We start from the raw sequence: 14,691 nt of genomic DNA on the forward strand, positions 1-14,691 counted from the left end.
TGTTGCTTAGGCGTTCTGGAAGGTCCAGCAACGCACGGTGGTGGATTTCCTAGTCATCGTGTTATTGGCTGCCTGGGCCGCTCGGACGGCGCTGTAAGTGGCCTTGTTCACCTCAAGCAGCTTGCGGCTGCGGCTATTGACCAACAGCGTGCGCAGGGTCTTGAGATCCGCGAGGTTCTGTCGGTGATCGCTGGCTTTTTCGGCGAAGTCGTTGAGGTTGATGGCGATGAGTTTCGGGTCGACGCTGTGATTGACCTGCGGCCCTTCGCCGAGGCTCTCCAGGTACTCGTAAACATCCCAAAATTCGGCAACCAAAGGATGGTCAGCGCTGATCGCCGCCTGACGTTCCAGAGCCATGCTGGTGAGGGCTTGATGGGTAGTGACACGCTGGTTTTCATCCAGCGGACAAATCAAACAAAGGCAGTCCACTAGCGCCATGATCTGGCTATGGTTCTTGATGATCCGCTCCACACGGATCTCCTTAAGCTGGCGCAGACGCTGCTCGTGTACCGCCACGCGCTCGGCAAACTTCGCCATGACCTGGGCTTCAGCCCGCACAGCCATCAGCAGGAAGTGGCTGAGCTGTTCCACCGGGATCAAGTTCAGGTTATCCGCGGCGACACGGCTCTCGGTGGTCACCGCAGGGCGAGCAAAGTGAGTTTTGATAATCCGGGTCAGGATTGCCTCCGACGCGCTGACGTCGGCGTTCTGGCTGATGGCGACGACACCCCGAAACGGAGGCTCGTAAGTTTCGTTACCACTGGTTTTCATCCCCCTGGTGCCGAGGGTGCCGCCGCCAAAGAAGTCTTTCAGCTCGTCCCAGTCAAAGCCCTTGGCATGCGCCTTGTCCGGCTCGTTGCGGTCGCCCTCGATCAACACCACCGGCATGTTGGAAACTTGGCCCATGGCTCGCTGGCGGCCAGCACGTGTTGATTTCGAAGGGTCGAAACCTTCGTGTTCTCGGCCCAGGAGCTTCCAGAGAAAAGTCAGCAGTGTTGTCTTGCCGGCACCGGCCTCGCCCGTGACTTCAAGAAAGGGAAACGACTTGTACTGTGCGCGAATCTGTTCGGCGAACAACGAGCCAAACCAGAACGCCAGTGCAACGATTCCCTTGGCGCCGAAACATGTCCAAAGCATGGGCAGCCAGTCGTTGCGGTATTGCTTGGTGTCACGCTGGATGTGCATCGCGATCGACTTCTGCAGCGTCTTGAGTCGCAGCTTGTCGAACTCAAAAAAGTCTTCTTTGTTGACCTGGCTGACGATGCCATTGCGCACGGCAATGTCGCCGAACACATAGGCCCCATGCTCCTTGCTGTAGCCCACATAATCGATGGTCTCTACAGTTTTCAGTCCATAGAGTTGGTCCTTCATGATCTTGTCGAGCTGCTGCCCGCTGCCTGTGAACACCGCGCCGGCAGCCATGCTGAGCAAGCGCTTCTTGAATTCGCTGGCGGCGGCGACCTGACCGCCCGTGAAGGTGTTTTTTACGCTGCCGCCGTCGTGCGGAAAGTCCACACGGAAGTAGTACCAGGACTCGTCAGTTACCTCGTTGCGCTGGAAGTACAGCGCCTGGGGGTAGCAGTTGGCGATTTCGACAACACCACCACATTGGCGCAGTGCCTTGTCACGACGTTGTTTATCGTTAAGCAACTGGTCTTCGTGGCGCTCCGAAGACTCCAACGCCTGCATGGCCTTGTTGAACTTCTCCAGGTCCATCTTGAACCAGTACAGCCGGCTCTCGAACTCGAAGTGAAACTCAAAGCGCTCGCGCCATTCGTACATCAGCACGCCTTTCTCGGTCGCGCTTTCGGCGATCAGAAGCGAGCCGTGATAGCGGGCGGTAGCCAAGTCTCTTTTAATTTGCTCGGTGCGCTGGGGTTCGTCATCTATAAAGGCCCAGCGCTGATGCAGGTCATTCCAATCAACCTTGCGGCTGTCAGGTTGAGGGATCTGCGCAGCTTCGCATTCATAGCCCAGGACGCGGGCCTGTCGCACCCACTGTCTGGTGTATTTATGTGCACCGGGTTCGTTGTCCAGCGCCCAGACCAACTTGGGCAACTTGCTGCCGCGCAGTCGTGCCAGCGCTCTCAACGACTCTTCGGGAAACGCGTTGGATGACATGGACGACACTGCTGCAATGCCGTTATGCGCCAGAGCGATAGCGTCGAAGATCCCCTCGACAATCCACAGCTCGGCGACGTCCAGCAACTCGACGCAAGGCGGACACCACCAAACGCCGCGAGGACTATCGCCAGGCTTGAACCGGGCTTTCATCTTGCCGAAGCGGTGCGGACGATCAATCAGCCGCTCCCAATATCCCCCTTTGTCCAGGGCGAAGCGGACCGTAGTGCTGCCTTCGTTCAGCTCTCGGCAATAGTAGGACTCTTGGCTAAACCAGCCCTGAATCAGCTCAAGCCGAAACCCACGGGCAAACTCCAGATAGGCTCGAGCTGTTGCGGTGGGATATTGATCGCAAGAGGGCGCTCGCCGGCTCCAGTCATCGAACAGATCCTCATACAATTCCTTAACGTGCCAGCGCTTCGCACATTTGCTTTCGCGTCCGCAAATGATCAGCCACGGTTTTGAAACCCGGGTATAAAGCTCTTTTTGTCCACAAGCTGGGCACTTGCCGCCGCGCCAATAGACGTCGCTGTGCCGCGCCTTGAATCCGTAATCGTCCTTGAGCCGTTGAAGCACTTCAGCCCGTAGCGTTTCTGACTGTTCCATGTCGCCCCAACTGATGGGCAATACAAGCCCAGCCCTACGGTCGAGTAGGGTTGGGTCATTGATTAAGGGTTAGAGCGAAGTAGGGTGGTCGAGGCCGGACGCCGCGTGATGCTCAGTCCAGGCTAACTGCACCAGTTTCATAGCAATGCTGGACGGCACCTCAAGTGCAACGATCAGATGGCGGATACAGTTTTTGAACAACTGATCGCCATCGGTAAGATGTTCTGCTTGGTGGCGAGCCAGATAGGCAAGGGCGGCCTGTTGCATGCTGCTGCGGTAATCAAGCGAAATAGGCTGGGTATCGTTCATTCAGTCCGCTCCATCCTTGAGTGGGGGTAATAGTTCGAGTTGAGCGACGTTCGTTGTCATCGCCTCACGACGTAGCGCGACATCTGCCAAAGGCAACTTGACCGACGGGTTGGCCATCCCGCTGGGGCTCATCTCGTGTGTCATTTCAAACTCGGCGCGAACAGACCAACCGCAAGCTTCGTTAGTGCATTGCAAGTAAGCAATGCGAAGAAAAATATGTGTGCCCTCACTGGTGCGGATGCGCATCCGTGATTGGCAATGGGGGCAGACCAATTTGTAAGTGCTCACGGCGGCGTCCTTGCGCGAGGGCTGATGGAGTGATGATTGCCGGGACAGTGCCGACCTTGATACCCAATAACACCGCAGCCCGATGGGCTTCGCCGCGGCGTCCTTTCTTCCGACCATTCAGCAGGTCGCTGACCAGGTTGCTGTTCAGCGAGTTCAGACGAGAGAACTCCGCAATACTGATACCTTTTCGATCAAGCACCGCTCGGGCTTGCTCGGGTGTGAGAGGGGCGGGCATAGTGTCCATTCGTGGGCATCCGTGTTGATTTGGTGTAATTATGCCCAAATATTTGTGCCTGTAAAGGGTGAAAGTTTGAAAAGTTGTGCATCTGAAAATGACATGGACGTTGGCGTGGGTGAACGCTTGCGTGAAGAACGGACGCGGCTTGGGCTCAACCAAGAGGCCTTCGCGCAACTGGGTGGCATCACCCGCAATACCCAGGGCAGCTATGAAAAAGGCGAGCGAAACCCTGATTCCGTCTACCTTACGGCGGTGCTTAAGGCTGGTGTCGATGTGCCGTATGTTTTGACGGGAAGGCGGATGCAACCTGCGCTCGAAGGCTTGAACGAGGCCGAAGAAGCGCTGCTGCAGCAGTTCAGGACGCTGTCTGACTATGACCAAAAAGCTGTGCATCGCATCATCAGTGCGATGGCTGTAGCTCCCGGCTTTTCCCATCCCGAGAAATAACTAGTCGTATTTAAACGATTCGTTACGATGGATTTCGGTTTTGATTTCCCACACGGCTAAGTAACGTTGCGCACGCAATGCACTTAATGGAGTAGTGGGCATGTTGGATCAGGATGAGAAAAAGAACATTGGCGTGGAGAAGAGCGACCGAGAAAATTCTGAGCTGACACGAGATGAGTGGAATCTTCTTACATGGTACAGGGAATTGTCTGATACAGATCGGGGTTATATAAGGCACGTTGCAAGGACGCTTGCGTGCGCTCCATGATCTCAATATCGCAGGCCTGAGAAGGGGCTTTATTTATCAAACTGGCGAGATTGTTGTAGTTGAGGCTAGCAAGGTAGAGGATCTCAGCTGGGCAGAGACCCTCTACCTACTGCTATGCAGCATCTTGGTGCCGCTCAAAATCACCGTGCTTTTCCAGGACGAACGTTACGGAGCTTTGACGTTATTTCAGGTGCGCTTTTCCCGGTGTAGTGTTGGTGAATCACTGCATCGAACTGGATTGTAGAACCTACTGCTGCCAGTTGAATGATCTGCTCGGTAGATAGACCAGGATTGGCTTTCGCGAAAGCCAGTGCCATATCGTACTGAATTCCAATTGCTACATGACCAAGAGCCTTGAGGCCATTGGTCATTCCCGGTTGTTCAACATCTTGTTTTTTCTGCTCATAGGGTTTTCTCTGTAGAGGCCGTTTTTAGCCGTCTCACGAAAAAGCCGCGCAATGCGCGGCTGTCAGGATGCTGGGCCCACACGGACTCGAACCGTGGACCAAAAAGGATTATGAGCCCAATAGGGTATCCCCCCTGGATACGGACTCACTGTAGCCACCCTGAACGTATATGCCGCATTGAAATCCACCTGAATTGGACGAGAGTTGGACGGAAACTAAAAGGCAGCATTTCTCCGCACCCGCACCCGCACCCGCCACGTCAATGCCCATGCGCAGGCCAACAAATGCTTAGGGATGCAGGCGCCTCAAATTTTCACTGGCAGCGTGTATGAGACGAAGCCATCAGCTACGAACGCTAGAGGGAGATCCATTCAAAGCGCGTTACGTTTCATTTTTCCTCAGAATTGAAATCGTCTGGCCGTCGGGCTATGCTCGTTTCAAATTTAAGGATTTTTGAAATGAGCATGATCAAAACCCCACCGGCAACGATTGCCAACCCGTACCAAAAAATAATCGAAAAATACCCTGAGAAAGCAGGTGCGTATATGGAATACGCCCAAGTGATCGACCCAAAGGGGCGTTACCAGCATTTCGACAAATTTCGCTTTAGGCTACCTACAGATATAGAGCCTGTTTTGGCGTGGTCAGTACTAAAACTTGCTCGGGCTAGGCAACTTGTACCCGTGCTGTCGTTAGGGGAGCCTCCAAGAGTCTGCAAGTTTCTCTATACGCCCGCTATGCATATCGCTATATCAGCTTGTGATCAACATACCACAACTGCTGCTTTAGAATGGATGTGCGCAAAAATCGGCGAAGGTAAACATCTTCAATATTTGCTTAAAGATCTAATCGAAGATGAGGCGATTAGTAGTAGTCAGTTAGAAGGCGCTGCAACCACAACTAAAGCAGCAAAAGAGTTGTTAAAAAGAAAACGAGGACCTAGAACTCTCGATGAGAAAATGATCATCGGGAACTATAAGATGATGAAGTATGCTTGGGAAAATAGGGATCAAAAACTCTCTCTAGATCTTATATTGGAACTGCATCATATAGGCGTCGAAGGGATTGACGATGAGAGGTATCATCCCGGCGAGTTTAGGAATAGCAATGACGTAGTAGTGGAGGATGGGGATGGTAATGTCGTACACCAACCACCACGTGCCGAAACGCTCGAGAAGCGCTTACAGCAGGTTGTTGATTGGGTGAATACCAATCATACAGATATGAGTAATATAAACTACATTCATCCTCTGGTGAAGGCGATCATACTTCACTTTATAATAGGGTTTGAACATCCATTTCACGATGGGAATGGCCGGGTTGCAAGGTCGTTATTTTATTGGTATCTGTTCAAAAGAGGGTTTGGTGCGTTTAGGTATATAGCTATTAGTACACTGTTGAAGATAGCGCCAATACAATATGGGAAAAGCTATTTGTACACTGAGACTGACGATATGGATCTCACGTATTTTATCGACTATCAATGCAGGGTTATTACAAGGGCAATTGGGCAGTTTAAAAAAACGTATGATGCGACTGTTGTTGCGATGGATAAGTTTAATGCGTTTCTTTATGAGTCGGGGCTGTATGCGAAGCTTTCTGAAAAGCAGAGAATAGTTTTTAATGTGGCTAAAAATGGTGGTGCTCAACAATTCACTGTTAATAGCGTTAAGCATAATCTGGGATGTGCTTATAATACTGCGTCTACAGTCTTAAATGGATTGGTTGAGCTCAAACTTTTTAGTAAGGCTAAGGATGGAAATGAATGGGTTTATAAAATGGTTGATACTGCTCAGATTCTTAAAAACTGGAAACCCTGACTTCTACGTCTGTCCGTAGCTTCCTAATCGAACGCGGACGCGGTGAGAGAGTTGTTGCGCTAGGCCGCACGCAATCCCTGCGGCGGCTCAAAACTGCGGCCCCTGAAGTAGTGGAGTTAAATCCGAGCTCCCCTCAACCCCCGCCCAACCCACTCTGCCACCTGCGTAACAACGGCATTTCCGGCACTGAAAGCCTCCGCAAGGTTGGCCGCATCCAGTCCGAGGCAAAGCCCATCATCCTCAGACGCTCGCTGCCGCTCAACCATCTGATCCCATCCGTTCGAGTGAGCGACGAAAGTGGTACAGCCCAAAGCGATTTGGGATCCGGCTTTGTTTGCCAATAGAGTATTGGCAGCCCAGGCATTCGCGGGGCGTGGCCAGCGGATCGAGCGAGACGCTGGAGGTATTGCGTCCACTGGCGCGGCGTCAGCCAGGAACTCGAAGGGGGGCATGCGTCGATAACCGGCGACCAGGAATATTCGACGACGTTGCTGGGGGACTCCGAAATATTGAGCATTAAGCACTCGCCAAAATCCCACATACCCGCAGTCCGCAAGGGCCCGGATGACTGTCTCAAAGTCTTGGCTATCGTTGACAGCGAGCAGGTTAACGACGTTCTCAAGGACCACCCAGCCAGGTTGTATCTCTTTGAGGATACGTATGACTTCCCAGAACAGGCCGCTGCGTTCGCCGCGCAGGCCTCGGGTGTCTTGGTTGCTCTCCCGACATCCGGCGATGCTGATGTCCTGACAGGGGAAGCCAGCGGTGAGGACGTCGACAGGGGAGAGGTTATGGGCGCCGCACTGGCGCACGTCTTCGAACTGGCGTGCATGGGGAAATCGATCGGCAAGCACAGCCCGGTTGATGGGGTTGAGTTCAACTTGCCAGGCGCTGCGGTATCCCGCGTTTTCAAATCCGACATCAAAGCCTCCTATGCCTGCGAACAGGCTGCCAATGGTGGGTTGCTGCATTCATGAACTCGTTGTTCTGGATGCTCTCGGCACGCTTGGGGGAGGCTCTGGGCCTTCAGGTGGTTGAGTGTCCGGCAGCGCGGGCACTTGATCTGTAATTCCTGGAAGCCGCTGGCGGCGGCGAGTTTGCGGCAGCAGTTTCCGCAACGTATGTCTTGCATGAGGTCGTCCTTGAGCATTGTCCTTTTAGCGTCTTCGTAATGCGGGTTACTGCCGTTCTGTCTGCATTCGCTTCCACTCCCGATCTATGGCCCGCTTCGCCGATTGCTCCGTGGCGTACAACCAGTGCAGCCGCTTGGGCTTGCTCTGGTTTCCAATCGTCACGGCCTTTTCCTTCCCGGTCTTCCTATCGCGGTAGTAAGCAATGACGCCGGTGAAGTCACCTCTGTTCTCTTCAACCAGCCCCTCAAGCGTGTCTTCAGGTAGCTTGCTCTCCAACTCCAAACTGACGGTGTAGCCATTGTCCGCACTCAGGCTATGCAGCACGTTGCCGCCGTACCAAATGATGGCGTCTATCTCTGGCTTCACGCCCTGGAGCGTGTAGGTCAGTTCTGGAATCAGGTCAGGACGTCCCCGGGCCAAGGTGTAGCTGAGGGTCGCGCTACCGCGCTGCAACCGGTTGAATTCAGAGCGAGCGGCGCGCAAGGCAGACTGGCGGTCGCTGTAGGTGTGGCGAAGGTCTTTAAGAATGTCGCCACCACCGGCAATGGCTTCCTGTTTCTTCGCGCTGTTTACGTCATAGAAATACGCACGTACCCCGTCGTAACTGTCACGGTCAGCTTGTAGATAACGGTGTTGGTCGCCATCGGCCCGGTTGAGAGTGATGTGGGGCAAATCTGCGCCGCTGGCGGTCTTGCCACCGCCGGCCGGCAGGCACAACAGGTGTCCGGCTTTGACGGTGACCACGGCGTCGAACTCTTCCCCAAGGCGGCTGATTAGGTTGGCATCCGATTCGCTCGCCTGGTCCAACTGCAGGATGGGCAATTCGGCCAAGGCACCGGCAACAGTGGCGGTGAGACCGTTGCCCAAAGCGATGTCGCCTAGGACGTCGCCCAGTGTGGTGTTGCTCCAACTGCGCTCGCGTTTGGTTTTCAAACCCTTGCGAAGATCAGCCGAGCGAGCGCGAATATTAAGTACGTCCGGTGCGCCGCTGTGCTCGGTTTCATCGACGGTGTAGCTGCCTTTGTCCACCAAGCCGGTGTCACTCCAACCCAGCCACAGCCGGATGACCGCGCCTTTAGGCGGGATGGTTAACAGTCCGTCATGGTCGCTGAGGGTGATGCTCAACTGATCGGCCTCGATGCCGCGATTGTCGATCAGTTCCAGGTTCATCAATCGCGGACTAATCAACTGGGCGATGTCCTTGCCATCGACCGTGATGCGAAACGCCGGCACTGAATAGACGGTATCTTGGCGATTCAGATAGCCGGTGACATGGGCGAGAGCAGTATCGATCACAGCAACGCCCTCATGATACTCACGCCGACACTGGTCGCCGCGCCGAGCAGGTCGATGCGGTCGTCATCGATGCGCTTGAGGCTGAGGCTGAACTCAATTCGTCGTGGTGTGCCGTCGCGAAAGAACAGCGTTTTGGTTTCGCTCAAACTGTCGATAATCCACAGCCCATAGATTCGTCCGCTGCCCTCGACCATCGGCCAGGCCTTCCCGGTATTCGCCATCAGGCGCAGGGCGTCGAGGCTCAAGGCACTGCCGGCCAGCTCCGGCAGGATGATGCCGGGCAGGGTGATAAAGTCCTCGCCGCGCCCGACAAACTGCCGCGCCGGGGCGGCGCCGATGCGTGGATTGCTCGCGTGGCGCCATTCGGTTTGGCGTTGCAGTTCCTGGTAGGCGGCGGTGGAGAGGCTGAAGACGAACATGCCCAAGGCAAGCATCATAGTCGGCTACTCCAGGTCCGAAAGGCGGCTGCGGCGTCGAGCGGCCTTCTCGTTTTGATGCCGTGCTATTTCGGCACGTACGGTCCCGGCGACTGCGTTGGCGTCCATGCCTGGCGTGGTGTGGATGTGAATGGCATAGGTGTCGTGGCTATCAATGTGTTGGGAAGCTCGTGGGCTGATCGGGGCGCGAGTATCGACCGTCAGTGAATCAATCGACGACAACCGTCCTCCGGCAGCGATGAGCTGTTCGCCCAGGGCGGTTATAGCGCCCAGTGGGCCATCGGCGTGCAACGTTAGGCCTTGGACAAGCCCCTCCACTGTGAACCCGCCCAATTCGGCAAATACGCGTGAGGGACTATGGATGCCCAGGGTTTCTTTGAAGGCGTCGATGGTTCGGGTGCCGAGGCGGTCAACCACCTCTTTCAGGCGGCTCATGCCCGCAGTCAGTCCGTTGACCAGGCCGTCGACCATCAACCCACCGAAGGCGGTAAAGCGGTTGGGCAAGTCGATGCCCAGGTACTTCATGACAGCGGCGAACGCTTGGTAGATCAAGCCGACCGGGCTGAAGTCCGCAAGCACTTTCAAAATGCCGCCCAGCCCATTGTCGAAACCGGTCTGGATTTCGCGCCAAGCGCTGGCTAAATACCCCGTCACCGCGTCCCAGTGTTCATACAGCAGATACGCCGCGCCGGCGATGGCGGTGATTGCCAGCCCAATTGGATTAAGCATCAAGGCACGCCCGACAATGAGCAACGCCCTCGCCACGAATGGCAGCACGGTACGGCCCAAAGTCGACAGCAAGCCAATCAAACCCGGCAGACGAAAACCCAACTGAACCAGGACGAAACGCAGCGCTGCGAACGGCAACAGAACGCTCGCTAACGCCAGCATCAGCCCGCCGACAGCGACGGCCAGCGCGGCGATGATCGCAACGGTTTTAACGAGCCCAGCCGCGAGTTTTGGATTCTCCCGAGCCCAGGATTTGATGCTCCTGACAAGCGCGGTGACGGACTGAACCAGCTCTCTAAGCGGTTCGTTCTGCTGATCCTGTAATTCAATACCTAGGTCCTGCCAGGCGCTGCTGAGGCTGGTCAAATCACCCTTGAGGTTATCGGCCATAACCTTAGCCGTGCGCGCCGCTTCGCCCTGGCTTTGGCGCAGGTTGGCGATGAGCACCTGCAACTGTCCAGTGCCCGCCTGTTCTACCAGTTGAGCCATGCCCTTGACCGCTTCTTCCCCGGCAATCGCTTTGAACAGCCCGCCTTTCTCGGCGGTGCCCAGGCGATGGGTTTTGCTGTAGATCTCCTTTAAAAGGTCGGGCAGGGGGCGCAGGTTTCCGACCGCATCGGCCGTGGTGATGTTCAGTTGCTGCAAGGCTTTTTCAGCGCCTTTGGGTGGAGCGGCCAAGCGGTTCATGATCGAGCTGAGTGCGGTGCCGCCCATGCTGCCCTGTAGGCCTGCATCGCCGAGTTTGCCGGCCATCGCGGCGGCCACTTCCAATTCCACACCGTACGTTTTCGCCATGGGCGCGGCGTACTTCATGGTGTCGCCCAGCATTTGCAGAGTGGTATTGGAGCGGGTGAACGTCCCCACCAGCACATCGCCGAGGCGATCCATTTCATCGGCTGTCAGGCCCAGCCCCGACAGGATGTTCGACGCGATGTCAGCGGTCTGAGCCAACTCAGTACCACCTGCCGCCGCTAGGTTGAGCATGCCTGGCATCGCGGCCCGGATGGCGTTGGGCTCAAAGCCTGCCATGCCTAGGTAGCCTTGAGCGTCGGCGGCCTGTCCTGCTGTGAATAAAGTGGCGCCGCCCAGCGCGCGAGCTTGGGTACGCAAAGCCTCGAGCGCATCGGCATGTTCATCCAGACGAGTAATTGCCTGCACCTGGCTCATGCTGGAATCGAAGTCGATGCCCGGCGATAGCATCCGTGCCCCTGCGTACAACACTGAACCGCCACCGGCAGTTGCGACAGCGCCTTTAGCGGTCAGCTCGCCGGCGCTGCGCCGTGAAGAATCCAATGAAGCCCGCGCAGTGCCCAGGCGCCGTTGTTGTTCATTCAATGCGGCCAGTCGTTTGTATTGTGTGCTTAGGCTGGCATTGGTGGCTCCGATCTGTTGGCGTAGCTGGCGTTCGTCACGGGCCAGGTGTTGGGTGCTGATACCCGCGCCGGCCAGTCGAGCACGCAGCGCCTGGAGCTGTTCACCTTGCTTGCGATGTTGTTGTTTAAGCGCCTGGGTGGCCCTGACGGCGGCCTGAAAGTGCTTAGTCATGGCTCGCGTCGGCGCCCCAGTCGCTGCGAACTGCTGGCTGAGGGCGCGGACCTTTTCCCGTGCCGCGTTAAGGGCCTCTTCGGTGCGCAGTGACGCCGACCGCTGAGCACGCCAGGCGCTGATGTCTTGCTGTTGGGCATTGAGCGCCTTGAGGCGGTCACGGGTTTCTTTCAATGCGCGAGCGGTGGCGGTGCTGCGTTTGTCGATCACCTTCAAGGGGCCGCTGGCTTTGTCGATAGCGCCCAGCAGCACGCGCAGTTTTAAGTCATTGCCCATCGGTGACACTCCGCGCCCGGGCGCGCTCGCGCCACGCCATCAGTTCTTGCAGGCCCAACGGGTCCATGTCCGTCGGTGCCCAGTGGAAAACCACGGCCAGGTCGGCCATGGCATCTTCTACGCAACGAGGGAGGCATCCGCCTTCACCGACTTCTGCAACAAAAAACCAGAGATCTTGCTGCCACAGGCGAGCAGGTCGGCGGGGTCCATGCCAGCGGCTTCCGGCGCTGTGATGCTTGGGTTGCTGATACGCGGCAGGATCTTGATCAAGGTCGCCACGTCCATGTTCAACAACTCGACCAGGTGCACACCGCGCAGCTCACCGGCCTGTGGTTTACGCAAGGTGATGCTGTCGATCAGGATCTTTCCCCGGATGATCGGCGTATCCAGGGTGACGCTGTTGTCATCCTCTGGCGGCAGGGCTTCGAGCGTTTCTTCAGTCTTCATGCAAGTCTCCAAGGTTTAGGGGCAGGTCAGATGCCGAGGGCTCGGCGCTGTTTTTCCAACAAGTCGACGCCGTCCACGATTTCTATGAAATTGAGCAGGTCGATTTCGATGATCTCTTCGTTGTCGACGATCAACTTGTAATAGCTGCAGGTGGTGGTGATGCTGTGCTCGGTGTCTTCACCGGGTTGCGCTTCACCCATATCAATCGACTCATGGCGGCCGCGCATCACGATCTCCACGGCGCTGACGGCCTCGGTGTCGTCCTGCTGAAAAGCGCCGCTGAAGCGCAAGGCAATGCCCGAAGCGTTGACGGCGCCGAATTGTTTGAGGGCGATCAGATCCAGGCCGCCAGTCTTCCATTCGAACTGAATGCCGTCGTCCGAGAAGCCGAGATCAGACTTGACCGGGCCGTTCATACCGCCGCCGCGATAGCCTTCCATCTTGCGGCCGAGCGGGGGCAGGGTGACGGTCTTGACCACGCCCAAGTAGCTGTTGGCGTCGTTGAACAGATTGAGGTTCTTGAGTTTGCGGGGCATGGCCATGGCAGGACTCTCCGTTGCGCGGTTCAGCTATTGATCTTGTTGGCAAAGTCCATCAGATAGCGGTCGGTGATGCGCTGGCGCAGCGTGAGGTCTTCCAGCGGCGGTACGGGGGTGTAGTCGTAATCGAGGAACAGCTTGCCGGCCTTGAGGGTGTTCTTGCCGTTGGCGTCGTCTGGAAACCAGCACTTGCCACCGATCAAATAGCCCGTGCCGATCAGCTCGCGGAACTTGGCATTGACCCCTTCGATGATGTCGCGCACCAGGGACGCATGCAGCGGCTTATCCACCGCCCACATGTGCGCCTCGGCCATGGTGTCGGCGAGGATCTGTGCCGTGCGGGTGTAGTTCTCGAAGGCGAACAGAGGGTCATTGCTGGTGGTGCGGCTGCCCCAAAAGCGAAAGCCGCCCTCGTTGATGAGCGTGGTGACTTCATGGCTGTTGAGGTAGTTGGCGTCGGTGGCCGGGTTTTGCAGATCCCAGAACACGTCGGCGCTGATGCCGGTCACGCCTTTGACGGCCACGTTGGACAGGGTCTTGTGCCAACCCACTTCCTGATCGAGCTTGGCGCGCAAACCCAAAGCGCGGGCCACGGCCGAGGCGGTCACCGTGGCGTTGTTGACGGTGTTCCAATGCTGGAATTCGGGCCAGATGACCATCGCTTCACGGGCACCGAAATTGGTCCTGTAAGCGACCACCTCTTCCTTGGTTTTGCAGCCCCAGGCGCTGACGTAGGCGAAGCCGCGTACCTGCTGAGCGATAGACACCAGGGCGGTGGCCACCGGCAGGCTGTCCAGGCCTGGTACACCGAGGATGCGCGGCACCATGCCGACGCGGGCCTTGGCGGCGAGCAGGGCTTTCAGGCCGGTGTATTTGCCTTCGGCGGTGGTGGTGCCGATCAGGGCGCTGGTGGTCTCTTCCTCGGTGGCGCCTTCCTTCACGCGCACGACAATGGTGTAGGGCCTGGTCTGGTCGGCGATGGCCTGTAGGCTGGGCGCCAGGGTGCCCGTGGTACCGGCTTTGCCGATGGCGGTTTGAACGTTGGTTAGCAGGACCGGCGTGTCGAAGGGGAAGATGCCTGCATCGGCGTCGTCGGCCGTGCAGACCATGCCGATGACCGCGGTGGGGATGGAGCGAATGGGGCGGGTGCCGTCGTTGAGTTCGATGACCCGCACGCCATGGAGATAATCGGTCATGGGGTGCCTGTGCAGTGTTTGAAATGACACTGCACAGGCTGCCGCGATTGCACCGATTGGGCGAGCCGATGGCCTTGTAGGCAGGGGGGCTACAAGCCTCGGCTAGCCCTTTCGGTCACGGCCCCATTGCTAACGCGGATCGACGATATCCAGCGCACGATTGGCCAGCAGTTCGCTCACCTCAATGACTTGCTGGATACCCATCGCAACATGCCGGCGAGAACCTTCAAGATCGAATGCCAGATCGCTGATCATGGCATTGGCTGACGCCAGGTTTTCGCTGAGGTTGGCGAGTAGGCTTTCAGTGTCGATGCTTTCGACGACAGTGAAGAGCTGATCCGCTGTTGGTTCTTTCTTGGGTTTGGCCTGTTCCGGCTTCAAATAATAATTAAGCGCCCGCTCAGTGGCTTCGTGGAATTTTTCCGGATCGAGGCTTGAGTAGGAGAAGGTGGGATCTGATTCCGGGGGATTGGGTGTGACCTTGAACATGGTGAATCTCCTGACCTGATTGGGCCACCATGACTTGTCGCTAAGCAAGTTAGGGTGGCGGCTGTACGCAGGTTAGCGAACCGGGGGTACAGGAGCCCGG

At 56.7% G+C, this 14,691-nt stretch carries 16 protein-coding genes and 1 pseudogene; 2 read left to right on the forward strand and 15 right to left on the reverse strand.

Translation table 11 applies throughout. The annotated features are described in order from the left end of the window. Positions 1 to 6: 6 nt before the first annotated feature. The 4 genes and pseudogenes from BLT00_RS26815 to BLT00_RS32260 all read right to left on the reverse strand — a co-directional run. A complete protein-coding gene (locus BLT00_RS26815) occupies positions 7 to 2,727 on the reverse strand; it encodes a toprim domain-containing protein (RefSeq protein WP_175456241.1) in 2,721 nt (906 codons plus the stop codon). Positions 2,728 to 2,796: 69 nt separating this feature from the next. Continuing rightward, the gene (locus BLT00_RS26820; RefSeq protein ID WP_092147226.1) at positions 2,797 to 3,036 is read right to left on the reverse strand and encodes a hypothetical protein; all 240 of its coding nucleotides are present in this window, start codon (positions 3,034 to 3,036) and stop codon (positions 2,797 to 2,799) included. Then, positions 3,037 to 3,324, reverse strand: coding sequence for an Ogr/Delta-like zinc finger protein (locus tag BLT00_RS26825; protein WP_092147229.1), 288 nt, complete (start codon positions 3,322 to 3,324; stop codon positions 3,037 to 3,039). Positions 3,325 to 3,367: 43 nt separating this feature from the next. Next, a pseudogene (locus BLT00_RS32260) lies at positions 3,368 to 3,559 on the reverse strand (DNA-binding protein); the annotation flags it as partial. Between the two features lie 114 nt (positions 3,560 to 3,673). On the opposite strand from BLT00_RS32260, the gene BLT00_RS26835 reads away from it, so the two are divergent. Beyond that, complete coding sequence (locus BLT00_RS26835; RefSeq protein WP_256572794.1) at positions 3,674 to 4,009, forward strand: helix-turn-helix domain-containing protein; 336 nt, start codon at positions 3,674 to 3,676, stop codon at positions 4,007 to 4,009. Between the two features lie 408 nt (positions 4,010 to 4,417). Here BLT00_RS26835 and BLT00_RS31570 read toward each other — a convergent pair whose 3' ends face one another. Continuing rightward, a complete protein-coding gene (locus BLT00_RS31570; RefSeq protein ID WP_139199624.1) occupies positions 4,418 to 4,648 on the reverse strand; it encodes a hypothetical protein in 231 nt (76 codons plus the stop codon). Positions 4,649 to 5,148: 500 nt separating this feature from the next. Between BLT00_RS31570 and BLT00_RS26840 the strand changes: the two genes are divergently transcribed. Then, a complete protein-coding gene (locus BLT00_RS26840; RefSeq protein ID WP_092147461.1) occupies positions 5,149 to 6,504 on the forward strand; it encodes a Fic family protein in 1,356 nt (451 codons plus the stop codon). Positions 6,505 to 6,620: 116 nt separating this feature from the next. Here the strand turns inward: BLT00_RS26840 and BLT00_RS26845 are convergent, their stop codons facing one another. The 10 genes from BLT00_RS26845 to BLT00_RS26890 form a co-directional block, all read right to left on the reverse strand. Next, positions 6,621 to 7,475 (reverse strand): DNA cytosine methyltransferase, encoded by an 855-nt coding sequence (locus BLT00_RS26845; protein WP_092147235.1) that lies wholly within the window; start codon positions 7,473 to 7,475, stop codon positions 6,621 to 6,623. Further along, positions 7,436 to 7,654 carry a Com family DNA-binding transcriptional regulator gene (locus tag BLT00_RS26850; protein ID WP_371856964.1) on the reverse strand — a complete coding sequence of 73 codons (219 nt, stop codon included), beginning with the start codon at positions 7,652 to 7,654 and terminating at the stop codon, positions 7,436 to 7,438. Before BLT00_RS26850 ends, BLT00_RS26845 begins: the two co-directional genes overlap by 40 nt. Before the next feature lie 28 nt (positions 7,655 to 7,682). Next, complete coding sequence (locus tag BLT00_RS26855; protein ID WP_092147238.1) at positions 7,683 to 8,933, reverse strand: phage late control D family protein; 1,251 nt, start codon at positions 8,931 to 8,933, stop codon at positions 7,683 to 7,685. Then, complete coding sequence (locus BLT00_RS26860; protein WP_092147241.1) at positions 8,930 to 9,370, reverse strand: phage tail protein; 441 nt, start codon at positions 9,368 to 9,370, stop codon at positions 8,930 to 8,932. Before BLT00_RS26860 ends, BLT00_RS26855 begins: the two co-directional genes overlap by 4 nt. A gap of 6 nt (positions 9,371 to 9,376) precedes the next feature. Continuing rightward, positions 9,377 to 11,920 carry a phage tail tape measure protein gene (locus BLT00_RS26865; protein ID WP_092147244.1) on the reverse strand — a complete coding sequence of 848 codons (2,544 nt, stop codon included), beginning with the start codon at positions 11,918 to 11,920 and terminating at the stop codon, positions 9,377 to 9,379. Continuing rightward, positions 11,910 to 12,029 carry a GpE family phage tail protein gene (locus tag BLT00_RS26870; RefSeq protein WP_072344080.1) on the reverse strand — a complete coding sequence of 40 codons (120 nt, stop codon included), beginning with the start codon at positions 12,027 to 12,029 and terminating at the stop codon, positions 11,910 to 11,912. Before BLT00_RS26870 ends, BLT00_RS26865 begins: the two co-directional genes overlap by 11 nt. 8 nt (positions 12,030 to 12,037) lie before the next feature. Beyond that, complete coding sequence (locus BLT00_RS26875) at positions 12,038 to 12,367, reverse strand: phage tail assembly protein (protein WP_092147247.1); 330 nt, start codon at positions 12,365 to 12,367, stop codon at positions 12,038 to 12,040. A 26-nt stretch (positions 12,368 to 12,393) separates the two neighbouring features. Next, entirely contained in the window at positions 12,394 to 12,909 is a 516-nt protein-coding gene (locus tag BLT00_RS26880; RefSeq protein WP_092147250.1) for a phage major tail tube protein, read from the reverse strand. Positions 12,910 to 12,932: 23 nt separating this feature from the next. Then, positions 12,933 to 14,102, reverse strand: a complete 1,170-nt coding sequence (locus tag BLT00_RS26885) for a phage tail sheath protein (protein ID WP_092147253.1) — start codon at positions 14,100 to 14,102, stop codon at positions 12,933 to 12,935. Between the two features lie 129 nt (positions 14,103 to 14,231). Continuing rightward, a complete protein-coding gene (locus BLT00_RS26890) occupies positions 14,232 to 14,591 on the reverse strand; it encodes a DUF6124 family protein (protein WP_092147256.1) in 360 nt (119 codons plus the stop codon). Positions 14,592 to 14,691 lie beyond the last annotated feature (100 nt).

It is taken from the genome of Pseudomonas sp. NFACC51, assembly GCF_900103575.1.
In the GTDB taxonomy this organism is placed as follows: domain Bacteria; phylum Pseudomonadota; class Gammaproteobacteria; order Pseudomonadales; family Pseudomonadaceae; genus Aquipseudomonas; species Aquipseudomonas fluorescens_Q.

What these genes read in the sequence shown, in the direction of transcription:
- BLT00_RS26880 (WP_092147250.1), bottom strand. Translation starts at nt 12,909, where the DNA reads ATGGCCATGCCCCGCAAACTCAAGAACCTCAATCTGTTCAACGACGCC.
- BLT00_RS26875 (WP_092147247.1), bottom strand. Translation starts at nt 12,367, where the DNA reads ATGAAGACTGAAGAAACGCTCGAAGCCCTGCCGCCAGAGGATGACAAC.
- BLT00_RS26890 (WP_092147256.1), bottom strand. Translation starts at nt 14,591, where the DNA reads ATGTTCAAGGTCACACCCAATCCCCCGGAATCAGATCCCACCTTCTCC.
- BLT00_RS26820 (WP_092147226.1), bottom strand. Translation starts at nt 3,036, where the DNA reads ATGAACGATACCCAGCCTATTTCGCTTGATTACCGCAGCAGCATGCAA.
- BLT00_RS26815 (WP_175456241.1), bottom strand. Translation starts at nt 2,727, where the DNA reads ATGGAACAGTCAGAAACGCTACGGGCTGAAGTGCTTCAACGGCTCAAG.
- BLT00_RS26885 (WP_092147253.1), bottom strand. Translation starts at nt 14,102, where the DNA reads ATGACCGATTATCTCCATGGCGTGCGGGTCATCGAACTCAACGACGGC.
- BLT00_RS26865 (WP_092147244.1), bottom strand. Translation starts at nt 11,920, where the DNA reads ATGGGCAATGACTTAAAACTGCGCGTGCTGCTGGGCGCTATCGACAAA.
- BLT00_RS26840 (WP_092147461.1), top strand. Translation starts at nt 5,149, where the DNA reads ATGATCAAAACCCCACCGGCAACGATTGCCAACCCGTACCAAAAAATA.
- BLT00_RS26860 (WP_092147241.1), bottom strand. Translation starts at nt 9,370, where the DNA reads ATGATGCTTGCCTTGGGCATGTTCGTCTTCAGCCTCTCCACCGCCGCC.
- BLT00_RS26845 (WP_092147235.1), bottom strand. Translation starts at nt 7,475, where the DNA reads ATGCAGCAACCCACCATTGGCAGCCTGTTCGCAGGCATAGGAGGCTTT.
- BLT00_RS31570 (WP_139199624.1), bottom strand. Translation starts at nt 4,648, where the DNA reads ATGACCAATGGCCTCAAGGCTCTTGGTCATGTAGCAATTGGAATTCAG.
- BLT00_RS26870 (WP_072344080.1), bottom strand. Translation starts at nt 12,029, where the DNA reads ATGGCCGACCTGGCCGTGGTTTTCCACTGGGCACCGACGGACATGGAC.
- BLT00_RS26850 (WP_371856964.1), bottom strand. Translation starts at nt 7,654, where the DNA reads ATGCTCAAGGACGACCTCATGCAAGACATACGTTGCGGAAACTGCTGC.